The organism is Deinococcus sp. QL22 (assembly GCF_023370075.1).
Lineage (GTDB): Bacteria > Deinococcota > Deinococci > Deinococcales > Deinococcaceae > Deinococcus.
This window is the reverse complement of the sequence record NZ_CP097157.1, coordinates 144232-162628: the sequence shown is the minus strand read 5'-3', so window position 1 is coordinate 162628 and position 18397 is coordinate 144232. Positions and strand designations below refer to the sequence as shown.

23 protein-coding genes and 1 pseudogene are annotated in these 18397 nt (G+C 57.2%); 12 read left to right on the top strand and 12 right to left on the bottom strand.

Annotated features, from left to right (window positions below; genetic code table 11):
• Positions 1 to 128: 128 nt before the first annotated feature.
• The 5 genes and pseudogenes from M1R55_RS31075 (at position 129) to M1R55_RS31060 (ending at position 3971) form a co-directional block, all read left to right on the top strand.
• On the top strand, positions 129 to 428 hold the full coding sequence (locus tag M1R55_RS31075) for a transposase (protein WP_249396767.1): 300 nt from the start codon (positions 129 to 131) through the stop codon (positions 426 to 428).
• 47 nt (positions 429 to 475) lie between these two features.
• The gene (locus M1R55_RS32590; protein WP_371827357.1) at positions 476 to 694 is read left to right on the top strand and encodes an IS3 family transposase; all 219 of its coding nucleotides are present in this window, start codon (positions 476 to 478) and stop codon (positions 692 to 694) included.
• Positions 695 to 1062: 368 nt separating this feature from the next.
• Positions 1063 to 2466: an IS30 family transposase gene (locus M1R55_RS31070; RefSeq protein WP_249396766.1), complete on the top strand. Its 1404-nt coding sequence runs from the start codon at positions 1063 to 1065 to the stop codon at positions 2464 to 2466.
• A gap of 7 nt (positions 2467 to 2473) precedes the next feature.
• Positions 2474 to 2749: pseudogene (locus tag M1R55_RS31065) on the top strand (IS3 family transposase); the annotation flags it as partial.
• Between the two features lie 376 nt (positions 2750 to 3125).
• Positions 3126 to 3971 carry a GNAT family N-acetyltransferase gene (locus M1R55_RS31060; RefSeq protein WP_249396765.1) on the top strand — a complete coding sequence of 282 codons (846 nt, stop codon included), beginning with the start codon at positions 3126 to 3128 and terminating at the stop codon, positions 3969 to 3971.
• A 1209-nt stretch (positions 3972 to 5180) separates the two neighbouring features.
• On the opposite strand, the gene M1R55_RS31055 is transcribed toward M1R55_RS31060, so the two are convergent.
• Positions 5181 to 6959: an NPCBM/NEW2 domain-containing protein gene (locus tag M1R55_RS31055; RefSeq protein ID WP_249396764.1), complete on the bottom strand. Its 1779-nt coding sequence runs from the start codon at positions 6957 to 6959 to the stop codon at positions 5181 to 5183.
• Positions 6960 to 7230: 271 nt separating this feature from the next.
• Here M1R55_RS31055 and M1R55_RS31050 point away from each other — a divergent pair, with 271 nt between their 5' ends.
• The gene (locus tag M1R55_RS31050; RefSeq protein WP_249396763.1) at positions 7231 to 7494 is read left to right on the top strand and encodes a hypothetical protein; all 264 of its coding nucleotides are present in this window, start codon (positions 7231 to 7233) and stop codon (positions 7492 to 7494) included.
• Between the two features lie 62 nt (positions 7495 to 7556).
• Here the strand turns inward: M1R55_RS31050 and M1R55_RS31045 are convergent, their stop codons facing one another.
• The 5 genes from M1R55_RS31045 to M1R55_RS31025 form a co-directional block, all read right to left on the bottom strand.
• Positions 7557 to 8111, bottom strand: a complete 555-nt coding sequence (locus tag M1R55_RS31045; RefSeq protein WP_249396762.1) for a hypothetical protein — start codon at positions 8109 to 8111, stop codon at positions 7557 to 7559.
• Between the two features lie 160 nt (positions 8112 to 8271).
• Positions 8272 to 8616 carry a hypothetical protein gene (locus M1R55_RS31040; protein ID WP_249396761.1) on the bottom strand — a complete coding sequence of 115 codons (345 nt, stop codon included), beginning with the start codon at positions 8614 to 8616 and terminating at the stop codon, positions 8272 to 8274.
• Positions 8617 to 8740: 124 nt separating this feature from the next.
• Positions 8741 to 9175, bottom strand: coding sequence for a hypothetical protein (locus M1R55_RS31035; RefSeq protein ID WP_249391324.1), 435 nt, complete (start codon positions 9173 to 9175; stop codon positions 8741 to 8743).
• Entirely contained in the window at positions 9165 to 9644 is a 480-nt protein-coding gene (locus tag M1R55_RS31030; RefSeq protein WP_249396760.1) for a hypothetical protein, read from the bottom strand. Before M1R55_RS31030 ends, M1R55_RS31035 begins: the two co-directional genes overlap by 11 nt.
• On the bottom strand, positions 9626 to 9931 hold the full coding sequence (locus M1R55_RS31025) for a hypothetical protein (RefSeq protein WP_249391321.1): 306 nt from the start codon (positions 9929 to 9931) through the stop codon (positions 9626 to 9628). Before M1R55_RS31025 ends, M1R55_RS31030 begins: the two co-directional genes overlap by 19 nt.
• 74 nt (positions 9932 to 10005) lie before the next feature.
• Here M1R55_RS31025 and M1R55_RS31020 point away from each other — a divergent pair, with 74 nt between their 5' ends.
• Positions 10006 to 10602, top strand: a complete 597-nt coding sequence (locus M1R55_RS31020) for a WD40 repeat domain-containing protein (protein ID WP_249396759.1) — start codon at positions 10006 to 10008, stop codon at positions 10600 to 10602.
• Positions 10603 to 10876: 274 nt separating this feature from the next.
• Positions 10877 to 11146: a hypothetical protein gene (locus M1R55_RS31015; RefSeq protein WP_249396758.1), complete on the top strand. Its 270-nt coding sequence runs from the start codon at positions 10877 to 10879 to the stop codon at positions 11144 to 11146.
• A gap of 221 nt (positions 11147 to 11367) precedes the next feature.
• Here M1R55_RS31015 and M1R55_RS31010 read toward each other — a convergent pair whose 3' ends face one another.
• The 5 genes from M1R55_RS31010 to M1R55_RS30990 all read right to left on the bottom strand — a co-directional run bounded on the left by M1R55_RS31010 (position 11368) and on the right by M1R55_RS30990 (position 14521).
• Positions 11368 to 11541 (bottom strand): hypothetical protein, encoded by a 174-nt coding sequence (locus M1R55_RS31010; RefSeq protein ID WP_249396757.1) that lies wholly within the window; start codon positions 11539 to 11541, stop codon positions 11368 to 11370.
• A gap of 407 nt (positions 11542 to 11948) precedes the next feature.
• A complete protein-coding gene (locus tag M1R55_RS31005; RefSeq protein ID WP_249396756.1) occupies positions 11949 to 12464 on the bottom strand; it encodes a hypothetical protein in 516 nt (171 codons plus the stop codon).
• Positions 12461 to 12853 (bottom strand): MOSC domain-containing protein, encoded by a 393-nt coding sequence (locus M1R55_RS31000; protein ID WP_249396755.1) that lies wholly within the window; start codon positions 12851 to 12853, stop codon positions 12461 to 12463. Before M1R55_RS31000 ends, M1R55_RS31005 begins: the two co-directional genes overlap by 4 nt.
• Positions 12854 to 12913: 60 nt before the next feature.
• Positions 12914 to 13423, bottom strand: a complete 510-nt coding sequence (locus M1R55_RS30995; protein WP_249396754.1) for a hypothetical protein — start codon at positions 13421 to 13423, stop codon at positions 12914 to 12916.
• Positions 13424 to 13551: 128 nt separating this feature from the next.
• A protein-coding gene (locus tag M1R55_RS30990) for an IS630 family transposase (protein WP_249396753.1) occupies positions 13552 to 14521 on the bottom strand; the annotation gives its coding sequence in 2 pieces (ribosomal slippage) (positions 13552 to 14166 and positions 14168 to 14521; 969 coding nt in all).
• 200 nt (positions 14522 to 14721) lie between these two features.
• Between M1R55_RS30990 and M1R55_RS30985 the strand changes: the two genes are divergently transcribed.
• Complete coding sequence (locus M1R55_RS30985) at positions 14722 to 14937, top strand: hypothetical protein (RefSeq protein WP_249396752.1); 216 nt, start codon at positions 14722 to 14724, stop codon at positions 14935 to 14937.
• Between the two features lie 80 nt (positions 14938 to 15017).
• On the opposite strand, the gene M1R55_RS30980 is transcribed toward M1R55_RS30985, so the two are convergent.
• On the bottom strand, positions 15018 to 15635 hold the full coding sequence (locus M1R55_RS30980) for an HD domain-containing protein (protein WP_249396751.1): 618 nt from the start codon (positions 15633 to 15635) through the stop codon (positions 15018 to 15020).
• A 375-nt stretch (positions 15636 to 16010) separates the two neighbouring features.
• On the opposite strand from M1R55_RS30980, the gene M1R55_RS30975 reads away from it, so the two are divergent.
• The 3 genes from M1R55_RS30975 to M1R55_RS30965 all read left to right on the top strand — a co-directional run bounded on the left by M1R55_RS30975 (position 16011) and on the right by M1R55_RS30965 (position 18291).
• Complete coding sequence (locus M1R55_RS30975; protein WP_249396750.1) at positions 16011 to 17447, top strand: thioredoxin domain-containing protein; 1437 nt, start codon at positions 16011 to 16013, stop codon at positions 17445 to 17447.
• A gap of 252 nt (positions 17448 to 17699) precedes the next feature.
• Positions 17700 to 17954: a hypothetical protein gene (locus M1R55_RS30970; RefSeq protein ID WP_249396749.1), complete on the top strand. Its 255-nt coding sequence runs from the start codon at positions 17700 to 17702 to the stop codon at positions 17952 to 17954.
• Positions 17955 to 18102: 148 nt separating this feature from the next.
• Complete coding sequence (locus M1R55_RS30965) at positions 18103 to 18291, top strand: hypothetical protein (RefSeq protein WP_249396748.1); 189 nt, start codon at positions 18103 to 18105, stop codon at positions 18289 to 18291.
• Positions 18292 to 18397: the final 106 nt, after the last annotated feature.

The window sequence follows — 18397 nt, the reverse complement described above, 5'->3', positions numbered from 1 at the left end:
TCTCGAGAGCCTCCCGCCCGAGCATGCGTTGGATTGAGGCGCGAAACCCAAGCCCGGCGAAGGGCCAGAGTGGAGTTCAGTCGATTTTGCACAGGTGGAGTTAAGCCTCGATCATAGGAGGCACGACCATGACCCCCCGCAGAATCTTCAATACCGAATACAAGCGAGAAGCCGTCCACCTCACTCAGCGACCAGGCATGACGGTCACCCAAGCGGCCCGAGATCTGGGCATTGGAATCTCCACGTTGCAGCGCTGGCTTCGAGAAGCCAGCCAGCAGGGCGACGCTGCGTTCCCCGGGGTTGGACGTCAGCACCTGACTCCCGAGCAAGAAGAGATTCGGCGACTCCGGAAAGAAGTGGAAATCCTTCGTGAGGAACGCGAAATCCTGAAAAAAGTCACGGCCTTCTTCGCCAAGCAAAGTCGCTGAGATTCGTGTTCATTGACCGACATCTCAGTGAGTTTCGTCTGGAGACGATGTGTCGGATGCTGGAAGTCACCGTCAGTGGTTTCCACACCTGGCGAAGAAGGCCGCCTTCGGCGCGGAGCGTCCAGGACACTGTCCTGACGTCGCAGATCCGTGTGGTGTTCCAGGAACACCACGGGCGGTATGGTGCCCCCAGAATTCAGGCCACCCTCCGGCGTGCCGGGACTGTGTGTAGCGAGAAACGTGTTTCTCGCCTGATGTGCGCTTAGGGGCTGGCAGGCAAGACTCGTCGGCGGTTCATCAAAACCACCGTGAGTGACCCTGGGCAGCCAGTGGCCGCCAATCTGCTGGCGCGCGATTTTAAACCAGAGAAGCCCAATCAGGTGTAGTCATCGGACCTGACGTCCATCCCCACAAAAGAAGTCTGGCTCCACCTGGCGGTGACGCTGGACCTGTACGCCCGCTGTGTGGTGGGCTGGGCGATGGAAGCCACCATGGCCCGCTGAATTGTCTCTCCGGGCGCTTCAGATAGCCATCGACACGCGCAACCCCGCGCAGGGGTTAGTGCATCACAGTGACCGCGGGAGTCAAGGTGGATTCAAGCGGTGGTCGCAACACCTCAAACTAGGGGGTTGTGATGAAGCATGTGAAACGGCAGTCAGATCGATCTGGACGGCATAAGATGAGCTCACCAGGCCGGCCAAGACTGGCACGGCGTGAAGCTCAGCAACAGTTCTGGGCATTGATCGCCGCAGGATGGTCGAGTGTCGACGCTGCGACGGGCGCAGGAATCTCGCCAGCAGTCGGGACGCGCTGGTTCCGGGAGGCCGGTGGCATGCCAACAACAACGTTAGGCCCAAGAGCAACCCCCCTTTCTGGGCGCTGTTTATCGTTTGTCGAGCGCGAAGAGATCGCACTCTACCGAGCGCAACAGCTCGGCATTCGCGAGATTGCCCGTCGATTGAAGCGAGCGGCATCGACGATTTCACGTGAGGTCCGGCGCAATGCCGCCACACGGAGCGGCGGCCTGTTGTACCGGGCGACCACCGCGCAGTGGCACGCCGAGCGTGCCGCCCGGCGTCCAAAGCCAGCAAAACTGGCGGTCAACGTGGCTTTGCGCAAGTATGTCGAAGATGGTTTGTCGGGCGTGTTGATCTCGGCCACAGGAACGCCGATTCCTGGACCGACGGTGCCTTGGAAAGGCCGCCGTCATGGGCAGCGACAGGCTCGGCGCTGGACAGCGGCGTGGAGTCCAGAACAGATTGCCCAGCGCTTGCGGCTCGACTTTCCTGACGACGCCACCATGCGCATCAGCCATGAGGCCATTTATCAGGCGCTCTATATCGAAGGTCGTGGCGCTCTGCGCCGCGACTTAACCGCTTGCCTCCGGATGGGCCGAGTGCTGCGCGTGCCACGGGCACGCCGGTGCAGCCCCGGCAAAACGTTTGTCGTTCCGGAGGTCATGCTTAAAGCGCGCCCAGAGGAAGCGACGAACCGGGAAGTGCCCGGTCACTGGGAGGGGGATCTCATCCTCGGGTTGGGCAGCTCATCGATCGGCACACTCGTGGAGCGCACCACGCGCTTCACCCTGTTGTTGCACCTGCCCCGGATGCCGGAACATGGGCTGCAGGCGCCGGTGAAGAACGGGCCAGCCCTGGCTGGCCATGGTGCTCAGGCCGTTCGGGAAGCCATTGCCCGGATGATCACCACCGTGCCCCCTCAGCTCCGCCGCTCCCTAACTTGGGATCAAGGTGCAGAAATGAGTCAGCATGAACAACTGCACCTGGAAACGGGGGTGGGCATCTATTTCTGCGAGCCGCGCAGCCCTTGGCAGCGAGGAACGAACGAAAATACGAATGGGCTCTTGCGACAATACTTTCCGAAAGGCACGGATTTGAGTCTGCACAGCGCCGACGACCTCGCAACGGTGGCAACAGCACTCAATGCCAGACCACGCAAAGTCTTGGGGTGGCAGACTCCCCAGGAGGCCTTCGAACACGCGCTACACGGATTTGAAGCTGCTGTTGCGATGACCGCTTGAATCTACCCAATACACCAGCGGTCTGGAACAGACCGCGCTCACTCACCGGGGCATGGTGTGCAGCATGAGTCGCAAGGGGGAATGCTGGGATAATGCTGTCTCGAAGAGCTTTTTTGAGACCCTGAAGCGCGAGTTGGTGGACGACCAGATCTACGACACCCGGGAGCAGGCCAGACGGGCGATCTTCGAATATATCGAGGTGTATGACAACCGCAAAAGGCTGCACTCGACTCTGGGCTACTTGACACCACTGGAAGCCGATCAGCAAGCTTTAGTGGCTTAACCACAAGTGTGCAAAATCGGGGAAACCCCAGTCTTCTTTACGAGCATAAATTTTTGGATATGTCAAGCAAGTTTGCTCTTCCTTGCCAAATAAATTTGTGTATCTTGACCTGGGAAGAAGAAGATCTCTACGGCAATCTCCGCGATTCTCTTGGCTGGAATCTTTACGGGTGCTTCGGCACTCACCTCTAAAGTGGACGGCGGTGGCAACACTACTCAAGGTTGTGTGAGGTGGATCGACGCTGGTAATGGTAACTGATACATGATTAAGTGTTAAGCCAAATCGACACTTAAAGCAGTCAACTGAAAGCATTCTTCAACGCTTTCAGTTGACTGCTTTTTTTGAGACCTAGCCTCAATTCTCTTTCAGGAGCAAAATGATTGTTTTTCAAGACTTAAGTGCTGAAAATATGGATATAATGACGAACATATCGCAAATGGGTAGTGGAAAACAAAATATGCTTATGGTTGGTTTGGAAGAAGGTACTGTAGATCCAAGGAAAATACGAATAATGTTCGTTGATGGCGAAGGAGTGGCTAGCTACTCTATGTCCAATGCAGGGGTTGTCTACTTCGTCATGCTATCGTATCAACGGAAATTAGACGATATAGAAGTAGGTCATTTAATAAAAGATATATCTAATACTGCCGAAAATGCCCCTTTTATAAAAATTATCGTCAATAAGTCTCACTCTAGGTCAGTTGAGAAGATTGAGGATAATCTGTTAAAATTAGATAGCCATTCCGTTTATCATTTAACGCCTCTAAAATTGAAAGAGCGAGAATTGGAAGAACCTTTGAACAATAAATTTCACTCTTTCGATAAAACATATTTAGATAGTCAGGAATTTACTGATTTTTTAGAAAATTCTGACGGTGAATTCAGTAAAAATAACATAACGCGTATGTATACAGGCGCTAAATCATTTAAAGGACTGATGTTGCGAGGAGAAGAAGGACCTCTTGCTATTGGAATAACTTATGAGATCAAACCTGAAACTGCAAGCATCCAAATTATTGGAGTTAAAAAAAATAAACGTAATAGCGGCTTAGGCACTGAAATACACAAAGCTTTAATAAAGCAGGCAAAAAAATTTGCCTCATTTTATGTAGGAGCTACGGACTCAAATAATACGACAATGCTTAGAATTTTTGAAAAAAATGGATGTATTTTGACGGATGAGCAGTTTATGTACTCTATTATTGATAACGTCCAAAGTTGAAAACGCTGGGTGCCGTGTGGGAGACACAGGACTTTTCTTTTTTGTAGCCCAGTGGCTTCAAAAGGGTGTTTTAGACTTGTGACGTTATCTATAACCACCAATAGGGGTTGACATAAGCGTCAAGGGACGACGTTCGTTTGAACCCTCGTAACTACTCCACCCTTTCCCATCGTCCTGGCGGGCGTTACACGCCCTGATGCCGAGTTTTGACTGGTAGTCAGGTTGCCCAGACAGCCACCCTTCATCGTGGATGCCGACTTCCCTGGACGTGAATGGAGTGTGATCCCCCGGCCCAGCGACCAGATAATCCTCAGCTGTACGTTGCTGGAAAAACTGTGGTGTCGACCTCCAAGGTTCTATTTCACCTGGTGGAAGGCGTGCCTCAAGCTCGCGCCTCTTCTTCTGAGTGTGGCTCTCCTCATGCCGAAAGTTCAAGCAGGGTGCTTGCAACTCCTCCAGCGCTATCTGGTCAAAGAGTCGGTGACAAGCAACTGAACTTCGAGGGGAAGCTTCACATGGGCGAGATACTCCAAATGCGCTGCTGAGCAAGGAATTTGGTGACGGAGGTCAAATGATATGGGGCCAAGGAGAAAATCTTCAGTTCCAACACTAGGAAGAGCTTGGATCCAGGCTCTGTGTTACATGATTTGCCTGTCAATGTTCCCTCTCGCGATGGTCTGGAGCAACGCCTAGCAACTTCATCCCCAAAAACTCATGCAGCGCTGTATCCGCTGGTTAGGTCTGAGGTTGCTCCGCCTCAAGGGTGGACGGTGCACTACTCTTCGCCCGCGAATTCAGGTGGACGTACGGCTTATAAGGAGAACAGTGACACGACTGTGGCGCAAAGTAAAACACGCTCCCTCAGGGTCTATGTGTTTCGTCGAGACGAGTTTCAACGCTGGGTCGGGCTGTGTACCAATGGTCGAAGAGGTGTGGAGTTGCAAGGAGATTGGGAGAAGTTGCCCTAGATCTCCTTTGGCGTCTCATGTCCGTGTTCTGAAGAGATCTGCTCTGTTCTAAATACTCCTAGGTCAGAGTGAGATGGAAACATCTTCTGCGTAGCAGATCCTTCTCACCGCATCACAATGAAGAAGGCGACCTTTCGGATCGCCTTTTATATTGAAGATGCTACCGATGTATTCACAAGGTGTTCGGTTTATAGGTCGGGGCGTGGCGCCAGAACCATGCGGTCGTAGAACGACTTTCGCTCTAAGGGAATAACCGGACCAGATCAGCAGATTGGCTACCTACCCCACCAGACCCACCAGACAAGATAATTCGACCATCACTTTGAAGGGTCACGTCCCCGAAAGACAACCCCTGGAGCTGAAACTGCACCTGCCCCCCCGAGCCAAAGCTCGTGTCCAAGCGGCCATCGGCCTGCAAACGCACCACATCTCTCGCGACAGCCGTTCCATAATCAAGGAAAATCAGAAGCACGCGGCCATCCGTCTGTACCGCCGCCCCCTTGACAGTAGAAAATCCATCAAAGCTCACGACCCCTGAGGTCCCGAACGTTGGATCTAGATTCCCGCTGCTGGTGTAGCGTGCCACTTTGCCTTCGCCTTGTTGGTCGCCGGACGCCACGACACCCCCGGTCACGATCAGTTGTCCAGCCGGAGTTAACGCCAGATCTGTCATTTCAACGGCCAAGCCCTGAGGACGAGAGGTCAGCCAGCCGTCTCCATCAAAGCTGGAGTCCAGTTGACCATTGGGCAACAACCGCGTGACGTGAAACGAGGTCTCGGGAAAGCTTGGCCCTGCGGTGGCGCCAACAATAAGCTTGCCGTCCGCTTGAATCAGCATCTCTTCAACGCTGTACCCCTCTCCGCTCTTCAGGCCTACATCAGCCATGACGACGCCGGAGCTGCCATACGTCTGATCTGGGGTGCCATTGGCTTGAAAGCGCCGCACCACCAATCGGGGGGCGCCTGCGACCGCAGAGAAACCAGCCGTGAGAAACCGTCCATCCGGCTGAACGGCAAGGTGATAGGCGTTCGCGGCGAGAGTGAGGGTGCCGTTCCCTTGTCCCCCAAAGCTCAAGTCAGGCAGGCCACTGGGTAACAGTCGCTCCACGAACCCCTGATAGGGCTCTCGCCGGATTCCAGAAAAGAGCACGTGCCCATCGGGTTGCGTATCCAGATCGAAGATCTGGGAGGGTGGGCCGATAGGGTGAGCACGTCCCGATTGCCCAAAGGTCAGATCCAGCGTACCGTTGGCGTTGTAGCGGGAGATCATATAAGGGCCATGAGTGACAAGTTGGCCGCTGGTCAGCTGGCTGACCTCCCCAAAGGCTTGTGGAGAGTCTGTGGGCTGCTGCACGACGCCGTCCCCATCAAAACTGGGATCCAGACTCCCTGGCGTTTCGGACGATGGGGTCACACATACCAGCTTAGGATCGGCCCAATCGGCGTGGTCATAATCGATGCCGTCACCTGCAGCCTCCGCAATCAAGGTCAATTCCTGGGCGCCCGTGATATTCAGGTCAATTTGCTGCGTGGGGCTGTTGCCAGTGAGCCGGGTCGTGGTGTGCTTGACCTGGCCGTCGAGCAGGACTTTGAAGATGACACTGCCTCGGGCGCCTACCTCGTCATCCACGCCGACATCAACCGTGAAGCGGGTGCACTGTGCGCCGTTCGTGCCTTTCAGGCTGAAGCGCATTTCACTGCCGGCGTGCACCCCGTAGCCCTGAGAGTAAACCTTGCCATTCAGGGTGAGTGGGTTGCCGTCGCCGGCCTGTTGTTCACCGTTGCTGCGGTTGCGTTCCACGGGGCCCCAACTGTTGCGGGCGAAGAGGGCGGTCTCGTATTGCAGGGTATTGAGGCCGGGGGTGAGCGACTGTGGGGTCAGGGGCGTGACCTGCGACCAGGGGTAGCTTTGGCCGTTGGCGTAGGGGTCTGCCGCAGTGAAAGGGGTGGGCTGACTGCAGCTCCATAAGGCGAGGGGCAACGTCAGACCGACCAGCAGGCGGGGCAGGGCATACGGCATCAGGACTCCAGTCCAACGAGAGAGGGGAAGGGCCGAAAAGGACAGTTGCAGTCTTAGGGGAAGATCACCCCCGATAGGTTTTAGAAACGTGAATCAGTACACATGAATCTCTCATCAGCTCAGGGGGGCTGGCCATAAGGTTTCAAGGGCACAGAATCCACTTCTTTCTTGTCTAAATGCTCTTAGACCAGAGAAAAGAGGGGTTTTACTAGGACGAAAGGTAAGGGTATCTCCCTCACTCAGAACCAAAACGACCCTGATAGGTTCAACTATGAAATCATTTCTGGGTGCGATTGGGGCAATTGTTCGAGAAATTTCCTTGGCATTGCTTGGTCAGCCAAGTCGTCCTGGCCCGACGACTGAAGAGCGCCGCACAGCTGAAGTTCAGCAACAACTTTTGGAGCAGCGTAGGAATGAACCTGTTTCGGTAGGAGAAGCAGCCGGTTCGGTAGGAGCAGAAGTGGCGAAGGTCATCATTGGTCAACCGACAGTCTCGCCCACACTGGAAACAGAGTCGAAGCCCAATAAAGGTTAGATCTTCAAACCCTTCTGATAAGGCGAATGACCGGCAAATTTTGGTACTAACTTGGTTTAGTTTTACAGAGCTAATTTGTCATTGGAAAAATCAATTAACGTTTTATCGACATCAATATTTTCAAGAGTCTCAAGTATTGGGCGGACATCTTCACTGTTGTAGACGTTAATGATTAGTCTTCCCGTTCGTTGAGAAAAACCGGTTCCGCAGATTATAGGGGCGAGTTTTCGCTCCCCAGCATCGAAAAGAGTCCTTTGAATCCGTTCCGCCTCTCCCCATGTAAAGCCCAGAGCCAATGGATTCAGTTTCACGTCCTCGCCGTATACCGTCTTAGCTACAGTCAGCAAGGAGCGATTATCCTGCTCAGTCCGAGTTTGTGTCTGGATATAGTTGATCATTCTTGTGTTTTGGTCTCGCCATGAACCGACATATTGAGGATCTTTCTTCCAAATCTTGAAGTCAGGACGAGGATTCAACTCTGATAAAAGATTTGAATACACCTGATCATACAATTGAACTAACGCCTTCGCCTTCGGCTCATTTGAGATTCCAACATTCATTCCCATTTGACATGCACTTAGAGACAAAGACATGGCAAGAAAAAGTACTGTCTTCAATTTACGCTCCTAGTGGTTGAACAATTTTTGGTTCACACTTAAATTCTATATGAACTTGGTTGAAAGCCTCAAACACCTCTAAAAAGTGGTATGTGGGCTGCAAACTTTCTAGCATGGATCAGGCAGAAAAGCGCGAAGATCTGTGGGTCAGGAGCGGTGCTCAAGCCGCCTTCAGCCGCTTAGCTAAGAGCGCGGCCGGTCGCCTAAGAGCACCCCACTCTTGGCGGTCAACGTCTAAGCGGGCGAGTTGAGCGGCTAGAATCTGCAATCCAGCGCGGTCCTCGACTCCAGCGGCCCACGCTCGCCAGATGGTTTTGCAGTACCGAGCTTTGGAGTGCTGGTCGTCCAAGGTGGTGGCGAGTGCGGCCCCTAAGATGCCTACCAATGCGGCTCGCTTCGTGGGGTGCGATTCTGTCACGGTGGGAAGCAGATAAATCACGTCCTGCACGGTCTGAATGGCCTCTTCCAGTTGATCGGGGTCGAAAATGCAAGGGTCATGGTTCATTGAGAACGGTGTAGGTTTGCATGGACGTCTTCCCCACAGTGCAGTTCCTCGGCGAACGGGAAAGCCTCCCTTGGGAGGATGCGGCGTCAGGTCTGTGTCGGTACGCCTGACGGCCTGACACAATTTATGAGGGAGAGCGAAATCTGAGCACCCAGCCGCCTTCTAAAGCGTCCACAGAACTGACATGCGATTTCTTGCGACGTCCGGGAGGCGCCGGATCGGCGCCTCCTTGGAGCGTCAGGCGGTTGAGTACTGCCTGCCCCCGGCTCAGCGCGAAGTGGACGCCGCGTAAACCAAGTTTCAAATAGCTCAGGGCGCGGTTCCAATGGGGATCAATGGTTCTGCGCACACCCTGCTGCACGAGCTGGAGTCCTTCGGAGACGAGCAGGAGCGTGGCCACAGAGATCACCAGGATCAGGCGTTCGAGGCTGGCGGCATCACGCAGTTTGGAGTCCTCCAGACCGAAGAGGCCACTCTTATCATCCAAGAATCCTTCCTCTATTTGGAAGCGCTCGCCGTACTCAGCAAACGTTGCACGACTGGTGGGTTCATCGCTCACCACCTGCCACTGCTCTGGGCCGTCCGTGGACGGCCCAGAGCCATGCACCGGCCCAAATCGGTGTCCGGTGATCGTGACGTTGTGGAAGCAGCGCGTTTCGCGCGCTGCGAGTTTGATTTCCGATGGTGCAGACCCGTTGCCCGTCTGGAGCGGCCAGAATCAGGCTCGATTTGATGCGGATGCGGAAGTGCCATCCGCAGACGCGGAGCCAGCCCATCAAGGCCGTGTCGCAAAAACCCCGATCCGCCAGGAGTCGAACATCGTGCAGCCCAAGAAAATCCAGCAGGCCTTTGACCTCGGCGAGGACAGGCAGGAGTTGTTCGGTGCCGACCTGAGCACTGGCATGCTCTAGGACGCGGGAGACGAGCGGTACCGCGCGTCCCCGGTAGAGGACGGCCACCCGGATCAGACAGAAGCGTCCGAACAGGATGCTGGTGTCCAGCGCCAGCGTCAGGAATGCGGGCCCCAATCCCGCAAGGCTCGGGTAATCAGGGGGCCATACACACTGCCAGGGGCGATGGCTGGATTCTCCAGCCACCGTCGGCAGCGACGTTCGGTGCTCTGGGCGACCGTGGCCTGGGAGTGGATGTGCGGCAGCCAGGAGGGAATGGAAACGCTCTGGGACAGCACCAAGCCGCTGACCATCCAGGCCAGCGTACGGGCGTTGCGGACGTCGTTCCACAGGGCGGGGTGGAGGTGGGGCAGGATCGCTTGGTACAGTCGGGGGGCGTCCCCGGTGGCATTTTCGGTCTTCACAAACAGAAAGTGTCCCCTACCGGGGACGCTTTCTCATAAATTGTGTCAGGCCATCAGGTCGGTACGCTCTGTCCATGCGAATGCTCTGTGCTCTCGGGTTGCTGCTGTCTGTGGGACAACCCATGGCGGTCGCCGCCTCACCCGTCCCGGCCTCCCCGAAGGCCACCATCTCTTTCGGCGCTCAGGGCATGGTGGAGGTTGTTGGCCCGTCCAATCAGGGCAGACCCGAATCCCCCTGGACGATGATTCAGACCCTGATGTCACCCCGGGGTGACGCCGCAGTCGTTCGCTTCTGCTGGGAAGTCGGGAAGTACGACGGTTGCCAGGTTCACTTGGCCCGGCCAGGCAGACCAGTCCATAGACTCAACAGCAGCAATGTCAAACACCTGCTGTGGACGCCAGATGGTCAGTACCTTGTTGGTGCAGGGAACAACACCCTGCGCCTCTGGAACCTGTCGGGGGGTCTGCGCACGCAAGTGCTTGCAGGGAAAACGGAGAATGTGCGAGCACTGGGCTGGGTCGCGGGCGGACTGTGTGTGCAGACGCGGGAGTACCAACATCCCAGCCAGTACGGGCAGACGGCTCACCGCTTCACGGTCCCGGCTCTGCGGTGGATCGCCTCTGCGCAGCTCGTGAAGACGTGGGAGGTGCCCGCTCCTGCGTGTTTGTAGAGGCCAGGATGTAGGCTCCCTATCGTGTTCCCAGTGGGTCACCATGGGCCGAACGTGTCAAGGCGAACCAGTACGGCAGCCCGCCTGCCTTGCAGTACATCTTGAACAGAGGGCAAAGAACCGTGTCCGGCGGAGCCCGCCAATCAACTGCTCCTCTGGGACCTGCTGGGAGACAATCTACCGCAGCGTGACGGGTGCTGCGGCAAGGCAGGCCCGGCCGATGAAGATTCGTGGCGCAGGGGTGGTTTGAGCTTGTCCCGTGCGGCTGAGTCAGATGCTCAAGAGCGCCCCGTTTGGCGCTGTGCCCGGTCTGCAGGTGCGGGTGGAGAACACAGGAGAGCACCCCATCGTATTTCCTTACGGCTGTGGGGGGAGTGCGCCGGTGGGGGTGGTCAGCACATCCGGGAAGGAAATGCCAATCACCAAGCGCATCGCCTGCACCATCGAGTTGCGCATCCGCCTGATTCAGCCGGGCGAGACCGTCACGTTCCCCAGCTTCCCCTGGAATACAGTGCACACACTCCAGCCGGGCCAGTACGCCTAGGTCTACGGCCAGGAACAATTTCCCTTCACACTGACGAAATAATGGGGAAATGACGTCACGCTCAATGATGATGGGAGGGCCGATGTCCTGACCAGTGGGGGTGCTGGGCCTGCTCGGCAGCGCGTCCGTTCAGCATCTGGAATGGAAGGGCTGAGCAGGGCTCGACCTGCCGAAGGCCAACATTCTGGCCACTCCAACACCGGCTCTGGGTTGTGCTCAAGTTACACCACACGTGATACGCGCCTCGGACCTATGCCTGCAATGACGAACACGGCCAGTGTGCCCCAGAGGCTGGGGTTCGGGAAAGTCGATGCGATGCGTTCGGCGCAGCCCCGGTTCTCCACCCAACGAGTGCAGCGCCAGGCATCCAGCGTCGCCACGGAAGCAGTAGTCATCTCGGGGGGTCAGGTTCGTCCCAACCCGAGGGTGAGCCGAGCCAGGAGGAGATTGTGGCGGTGCTCGACCAGCGCCAGGGTTAGTCCACCTCCACCGCCAACGAGGGCCAAACTCAGCAGGCTGGCTCGCAGGACGCGGCGGGCGGAAGCGCGCGCGTTCTGCGCTGGCACAGGCCCCACAGCAGCAGCGCTGTGAGGGCAAGCCATCCCAACGCTAGGGACAGACCCAAGTGCGGCCTAGTCAGCGGCCCGTCTTTGCTGAAGTACTGGAGGCCCAGCAGCGTGTACCGCACCCGGTCAACCCCGTCCGATGGTGCGTCGCTGTTCCTCAGAGCATCCCCGGCAAACAGCGTATCTCGGAACAGAACTTCCCGCTTAGACAGAGGCTCCTACCTTGAGGCCCCTGTTCAGAAGGGCAGATAGGCTGGAGGAGTTACGGTGGACAGACTGTACACACTGCCGACAGTAACGCTCCTCATTCGGTAGGCTCTGCTCAAAACGCCGTCAATCACGCACTCTTCAGTTCCATCCCGGTCTTGCTGGCACACCACGGTGTGTGCTTTGCCGTCGAGTGTGGTCATGGTTCCAGTCTGAAGGGAAGAGGCCCGAAAGATGTTGGCTTTCGCGTACGCCTCTCCCACAGCCGACTGTTCGAACGCGTCGGCGGATCGGCCCGTCGACTGCACGTACGCTTCCAGCAAGGCCCGAATCACTGTGTCCCCGTCGTTGGGCAGCAAGACGGTCACTTCGCCGGTGACATTGGTGAGGACGCGCTGCATGGCCCGGCAGTGAATGGCATCATGACCCCGTCCGCAGGCCTGGACGTACTTCCTGGCATCGCTCGGGGTATTCAGGTCGAGGCCTTGGAGGTCGCAGGACGTGCAGAGGGTCACGAGCAGTACGGCAAACAGCAGGCGCTTCATCGGGCCAGTGTAGCGGGCTGGGTACAGCCGTGAGGCAGAGGATGTGCAATGGAACGAGGCAGGAGTGCCGAGATCACTTCCAGCACAACCTCACCCACCCCGAACCGCTGCCCGATCAGCACGGGGGCCGATTGGAGGTCAGGAAACAGCAGATTTTCTCCAAAGATGCCGGGATGGGGTGCGGCTCCAAGCTGGGGCGTCCACCACTCGTAATCGGGTTGGGTATACACGTACACGGCCTGCTCTGGGCCGCCGTGATTCTCCCGGTCTAGAATCTGGTCACCTTCCAGCCCTTCTTGCCCCACGTGCACCGGGGTCTTCACCGACTCCTTGTAGATCCCTGTCCAGCCGCTTTTGGTCGCGATCTGCCGAGTTTGACGTATGTTCACGCTGAGCAGGTGCAGCTGCAAAGTGTAAGGCGCGGCAGTGGGGGTGGGCCGCCGTGCCGTTCAACGCTGCCGAATGATGACCGTGCCTTCCTCGGCAGTGATTCGTTCGTTCGTGGGTTGGAAAATATCAAAGAACCCGGACACCCGGTAAGAGCCAAGCTGCTGGGGAGTCCACCGACAGCGGTAGCCGTAAAAGGCTTGGGGACGCAGCAGCACGCTTCTGGGTGCCAATGTATTGGCAACTGCTGGGTCGGGGCGACAGCGAAGCACTTGCCGATTGGCGCTGTTGTTGACGACGATCTCATGTGCCGATTCGTAGCCCGCGAGGGTCACGCTGCGGAATTGCTGGCCCGTGTTGTACACGCGAATGGTCAGCACGTAGCCCCCGGACTGCGGGTGAACGGTCAGTTGAAGCTGAAGGTCTTCTCCCACCAGGCGCGAATTGATGATCGTCGGGGGAAGGGGTCGTGGCAGCGCTGGAGGAGTGAAGGCCAAGCTGGAGCCTGTCAGCAAGGCTGTAAGGGGGAATATGCCACCTCTGATGCGTTGAAAGAGGGCTGAGGCCTTCATGGTGAGACTGTAGCGCCTGCGCGATTCGGTTTGCAGGTCGGCCATCAGTTCAGGCCTTTGGTCTGCGGGTTGGCGGTGTCTTCGGAGTCTTCTTAGGTCTGTGGTTTGTGGCCTTCTTGCGACGCCTTCTAGAGCATTTGACATAAGAAGATGTGGGGAAAGGCGTGGGTGAACCAGCCAAAAACATCTCGTAGGGACACAGCATTCAAGGCATCCCAAATTCTCTGAAGCAGTGCTGGGCTCTCTCGGCATTCAGCGGCACGAACCAACGCTTTGACTTTGGAAAACATCTCCTCTATCGGGTTGAAATCGGGGCTATAAGGAGGCAGGAACAAGACCACACAGTGTCTCTCTTCGATGTGCGTCCGAATGGACGCACGGTGATGTGCCGAGAGGTTGTCCAGCACCACCACTTGTCCAGGGGTCAAGGCTGGGCACAGGATTTCTCGTACGTACCACTCGAAACTCACGCCGTTCACCGCGCCCTCCAAGATCAGTGGGGCAAAGGGACCACTGGCCTGCAACGCGCACACGAGCGTTTGATTCCGTCCCCAGTTGCGGGGCACCGAACAGACCGCGCGCCGTGTCCGGTGCGCGCGACCATACCCCCGAGTCATCGCTGTATTGAAGCCACTTTCATCCAGAAAGACCAGCCGGGCCGGCGTCTGAAGGTAGGGCAGGAGGTCATTGAGGAACTGCTGACGCAGTTCCTCAATGCGTTCGGCGGCGACCCGTGTTTTTTTTGTAGGTGATGCCATGTCGCCGGAAGACCCGGTCCACCGTTCGGTAGCTGATCTTGAGCCCAGTGTTGGCTTCCAACCGGCGGGCATGTTCCTCCAAGGTCGCGTCCAGGTCTTCCTCCAGTTGCTGGAGGAGGACCTGCTCATGCTCACTCTGCACTCTTGGGCGACGCCCAGTCGGGTGTTTGACGTGTGAGAGCGTACCGGCCTCGTGTTTCTTCACATACAATCGGACGGTCCGGACATCAACTCCAAACGTTTCGGCCACCTGCTGATCGTTCTGCTCTTTCCGCGCAGCTGCCACAATTCGTTCTCGAAGGTCCAGGCTGTACCCGCGTGCGCCTACCCGCTTGTTCATCCTCTTATTCTGTCAAATGCTCTAAGCACCAAAGGCAACGGCTCCGGCGTTCAGGCCCGGCGTAAGCGTCGGCGCGAGGGCGGCTGGAGCCCGTTTACCCTGGAGGAGCGCCATACCATCCGGGTCACCAATGCGCCTGGAACCGTGTACGGGATGCTGGCCCGGGATCCGTCGGGGGGGCTGTACCTGGATACTGCCCCGTGGACACGACTGGGCGCGTCACGTTGACGGCCCTGTGGACGGACATCCTTTTTGTTCCCCATCTAGCGGATGTGGAGCAGTTGATTCCCCCCCGGCAACCCATGGGGCAGCAGAAATACGCTCTGTGGCTGAGGTTGACGGGCCGAGTCGATGCTGCGGCGCCGAATGTGCAGGCCGCCGTGCCACCCTTGGAGCGCAGCGTCGCCGGCCGCTGAAGAGGACTGGACAGAACGCATAAGGAAGCTAAACCTCACCGGAGGAGGCCGCCTTGATTTCTGCAATCAAGCGCAGCGCTTTACTCACGCAGAGAAACACCAAAAGTCGTTTGCACAACCCCTGGCAGATGCACATAGATTGAACCTCCAACCACCTGGCTGAAGGATCGCTCCAGTTTCAGCCAAGCCTCCCATTTCTGAAGCGTCAGCGCGTTGAAGCCCCGCCGACGAACCACGTCAACAAACCGTTTCTCCAGCAGACAGAACCCACTCGGCAAGGCTAAGGCATCACACAGCTGAAGCAGCCGGTCGTACTCGTTGTACGTCACGGACGCCAGATAGGAGGCCACCAGCGCTTTTTCGTCGGCTGTGCAATCCCAGACGCCAGCCCCAGCGTCAACGTCCTGAAGTGGAAACGAGTGCGTCATGCAGATGCGGGCAGCTTGCTCAAAGCCCCGCTCCATGAGGTAGGAATAGCCATCGAGAATGTGCCTGAGATCGTGCACGCCCGCACGGCGCCCAATGTCATGCATCAAGCCGTAGATATACGCCCATTCAGGGTCAAGGTCAGGGTGGTGTTCAGCAAGGGCACGGGCAGCGGCGGCAACACACAGAGAGTGATCAACCCAGGGCCCAGGGTTTAGGTTGGCGGCTTCTTGAAGCATCTGCTGGGCCTGGGCCAGTGTGGGGACAGTCACGCCTCATTTCAGCACATCAGTCTGTCTGTGCACTCCACATTCCAGCAGCTCCACAGACCCAAGATCGAATCCTTGAAGGAAGTTCTCAATGGCGCATAACTCACGAAGCGTCAATTAAGATCCACCTCAAGGCACATCATTATGATGTCCAGCCAACCTACCTCCCCTTCAACAACGGGGACTCGTATCGCTAGAGTGCATCTTTCTAGGCTAACTGAGCTTAGAGAAGAGGTCAGACAAAAGGCGAGTCCGAGACTCAGCCCACCCGCCGCACCTTACCCCCGAGTACCCCCACCGCTTTTCTCAACAGTTCCGTTCCAGCGCAATCCAGTAGGGCCTGGTTCTGTCACCATCATTTCCGAGAGGTTGACCTGTATGAGATCCGTTTCCCCACTCACCATCCTGAACCGCGCCCAACTGGGCCTCCTGCTGATCATGGTCGGAAACATCCTTTACAGCTGCGGTGCCAGCGCCGAGCAGTTCGTTGCCGGTCGAAATAGCCTGGGGCTCGTGTGGCTGCTCCAGGTGGGGTTCGCGGTGGCCGCCGCACACTTCACGCGCCAGTGGATCATCGCCACCGCAACGTCAGAACTGGGCAAGCTGGAACAGATCGCACAAAGCGCGATATCGGTCTGGAACATCTACGCGTACTCCCCCGTCTTTATGGCCATTGCGCTGGTCATCGCCTCAAACATTGACCAACCTGCTGCGCCCCTGTTCCCCTTGGTCAACGTCATCGTTCCGTTCGGCATCTTGTTTGCCTTGGTTCGCACGTTCACCCAGACGGTGAGCCGTTGGATCGAGCAGCGCACCCAGGTTCTGCGGGGTGGAAGTGAACCCGAGCAGAACAGCACTGCCCTGCTTCAGAAGTGGCTGACCGCGCTGGCCGTGCTCCACGGACTGACCGTCCTCACCCTCTTCAACTCTTTTGACCCCACGGCGATTCACACGCAAGTCGAAATCATTAACAACGTTCTGACGTCGGTCTACGGTGCACTGGGCCTCACCGGCATTCTGGGGGTGAAGCGGGCGGTGGCGTTGATCGGAGCGCGCACAGCAGAGGCACACGGCGAGCCAGTATCCGCCTGGACAATTCCTCCACAATCCTCTAAACGCCGCTCGAAAGGATGGACCATTGTGCTGAGCTCCGTCGCCGCGCTGCTGCTCGCAGCCGTCTTCGGACTCGTCGTGCTCGGACAGAAGGTTCAGGCCGAAGAACGGCCCGGCAGCCTAGGCCTCCCAACCAGCGTCACAGCCAATGGCGAACAGATCTATGGTCACCCAGACGCGCCTATCACCGTCACCGAATACGCCGACTTCCAGTGCCCAGGCTGTCAGTGGTTCGCAACCAGCGAACGCCACCGGTTCCTCAAAAGCGAGATCCGCAGCGGTAAGGTCAAAGTGGTGTTCGCCGACTTCCCGTTGGCCTTTCACAACAACGCCGTTCCCGCGGCCATAGCCGCCCGCTGCGCCGCAAAAGTCGAGCAGTTCTGGGTCTACCATGACGCCCTGTACGTCGAACAGGACAAATGGGCGCGCATGGACGACCCATCCTCGTTCTTCTTGAGGCTCGCTCGCCGCCTGAAAGTTCCCGAAAAGGACTTCCTGGAGTGCCTGCACAATCCCACCACCCTCACTCAAGTTGAACGCAGTGTGAAGCGTGGCGAAGCTCTAGACCTGCCCGGCACACCCTCATTTGCCGTGAACGGTAAAGTCGTTCCGTGGAAAGAGGACGGCGATGTACAAGACACGCTTACGTCAGTTGAGCAAGTCGTGCATAGTCTTCTGGAACGCGGTAGCAACGGCCCGTAAGGTCAGGAAGAAACGCGCCTCATCGCCGGAACCCAGAAGGGCGAACCTGCCTACCGCCCCTCAGGGTGCAGACGGATGATTGGGAAGAGTTGAACTGATCTGACCGCTTGACCCCTGTGACAGGGTTCCACTTGCCCCCCTACTTTGTTCAGCCCTAAGTGCAGTCAGTGCCAAAAAAACAGGGGACATAACCCCCCCAATGCGTCCATCTCCCTTGTTCTAATTCTGATCAAGCTCCTCTACTGTGGCCCTGTGCCCGCTCCGCTCCCCGACACGATCAATGCCTCTGATTCCTCCGTGCTCCAGCGTCTCGCCGAACGCCGTATCACCCAGCGATTTAGAAATTTCTTCGATCAGAATCTGTTGCCGGCCATGATCGCCGCCTACATCGAGGGCTTTACGAACGGCAAAGTTCCCACTGGCATGGGTGCCTCCAATCTGGTTGCGGAAGCCTTCCGCCTGGGGAACCGCGACCGAATGAACGACACGAGCCCACACGTGGATTAGCAAGCGTTCACGCCTCACACCTGCTTCAGCACCCAGGCCCGAGAAATGTGCGTGCTGCCGTTCAGCGAGTCCTCCCAGCCCTTGCCACCCCCATATTCTTGAGACGGACTGAAGGGCTGTTCCTGTCTCCAGACGGCACAATAAAGACATGAACACGCTCCTCTCCGTCTTGATGGGTAGCGCCATGGCGCTGAGCGTGGTGACCCTGTTTCTTCTGTTCACTGGCAATCTCTGGGCCATGACCGCGACCGGTGGTACTGCACTCCTCCTGGCTGTCTTCGCCATTCCCACCCTCGACCGTCAAGAGGCCGAGCACGCCAGCCCTCTCGACGGCTAGACCGCTTCCAGTACCCGGCCCAAAAAATGCGCGTACTACCGCGTGATGATCAAGCATTGGCCTAGCAAGTCGTCAGCTGAACGAATCCACAGTTCGAAGACGCCCT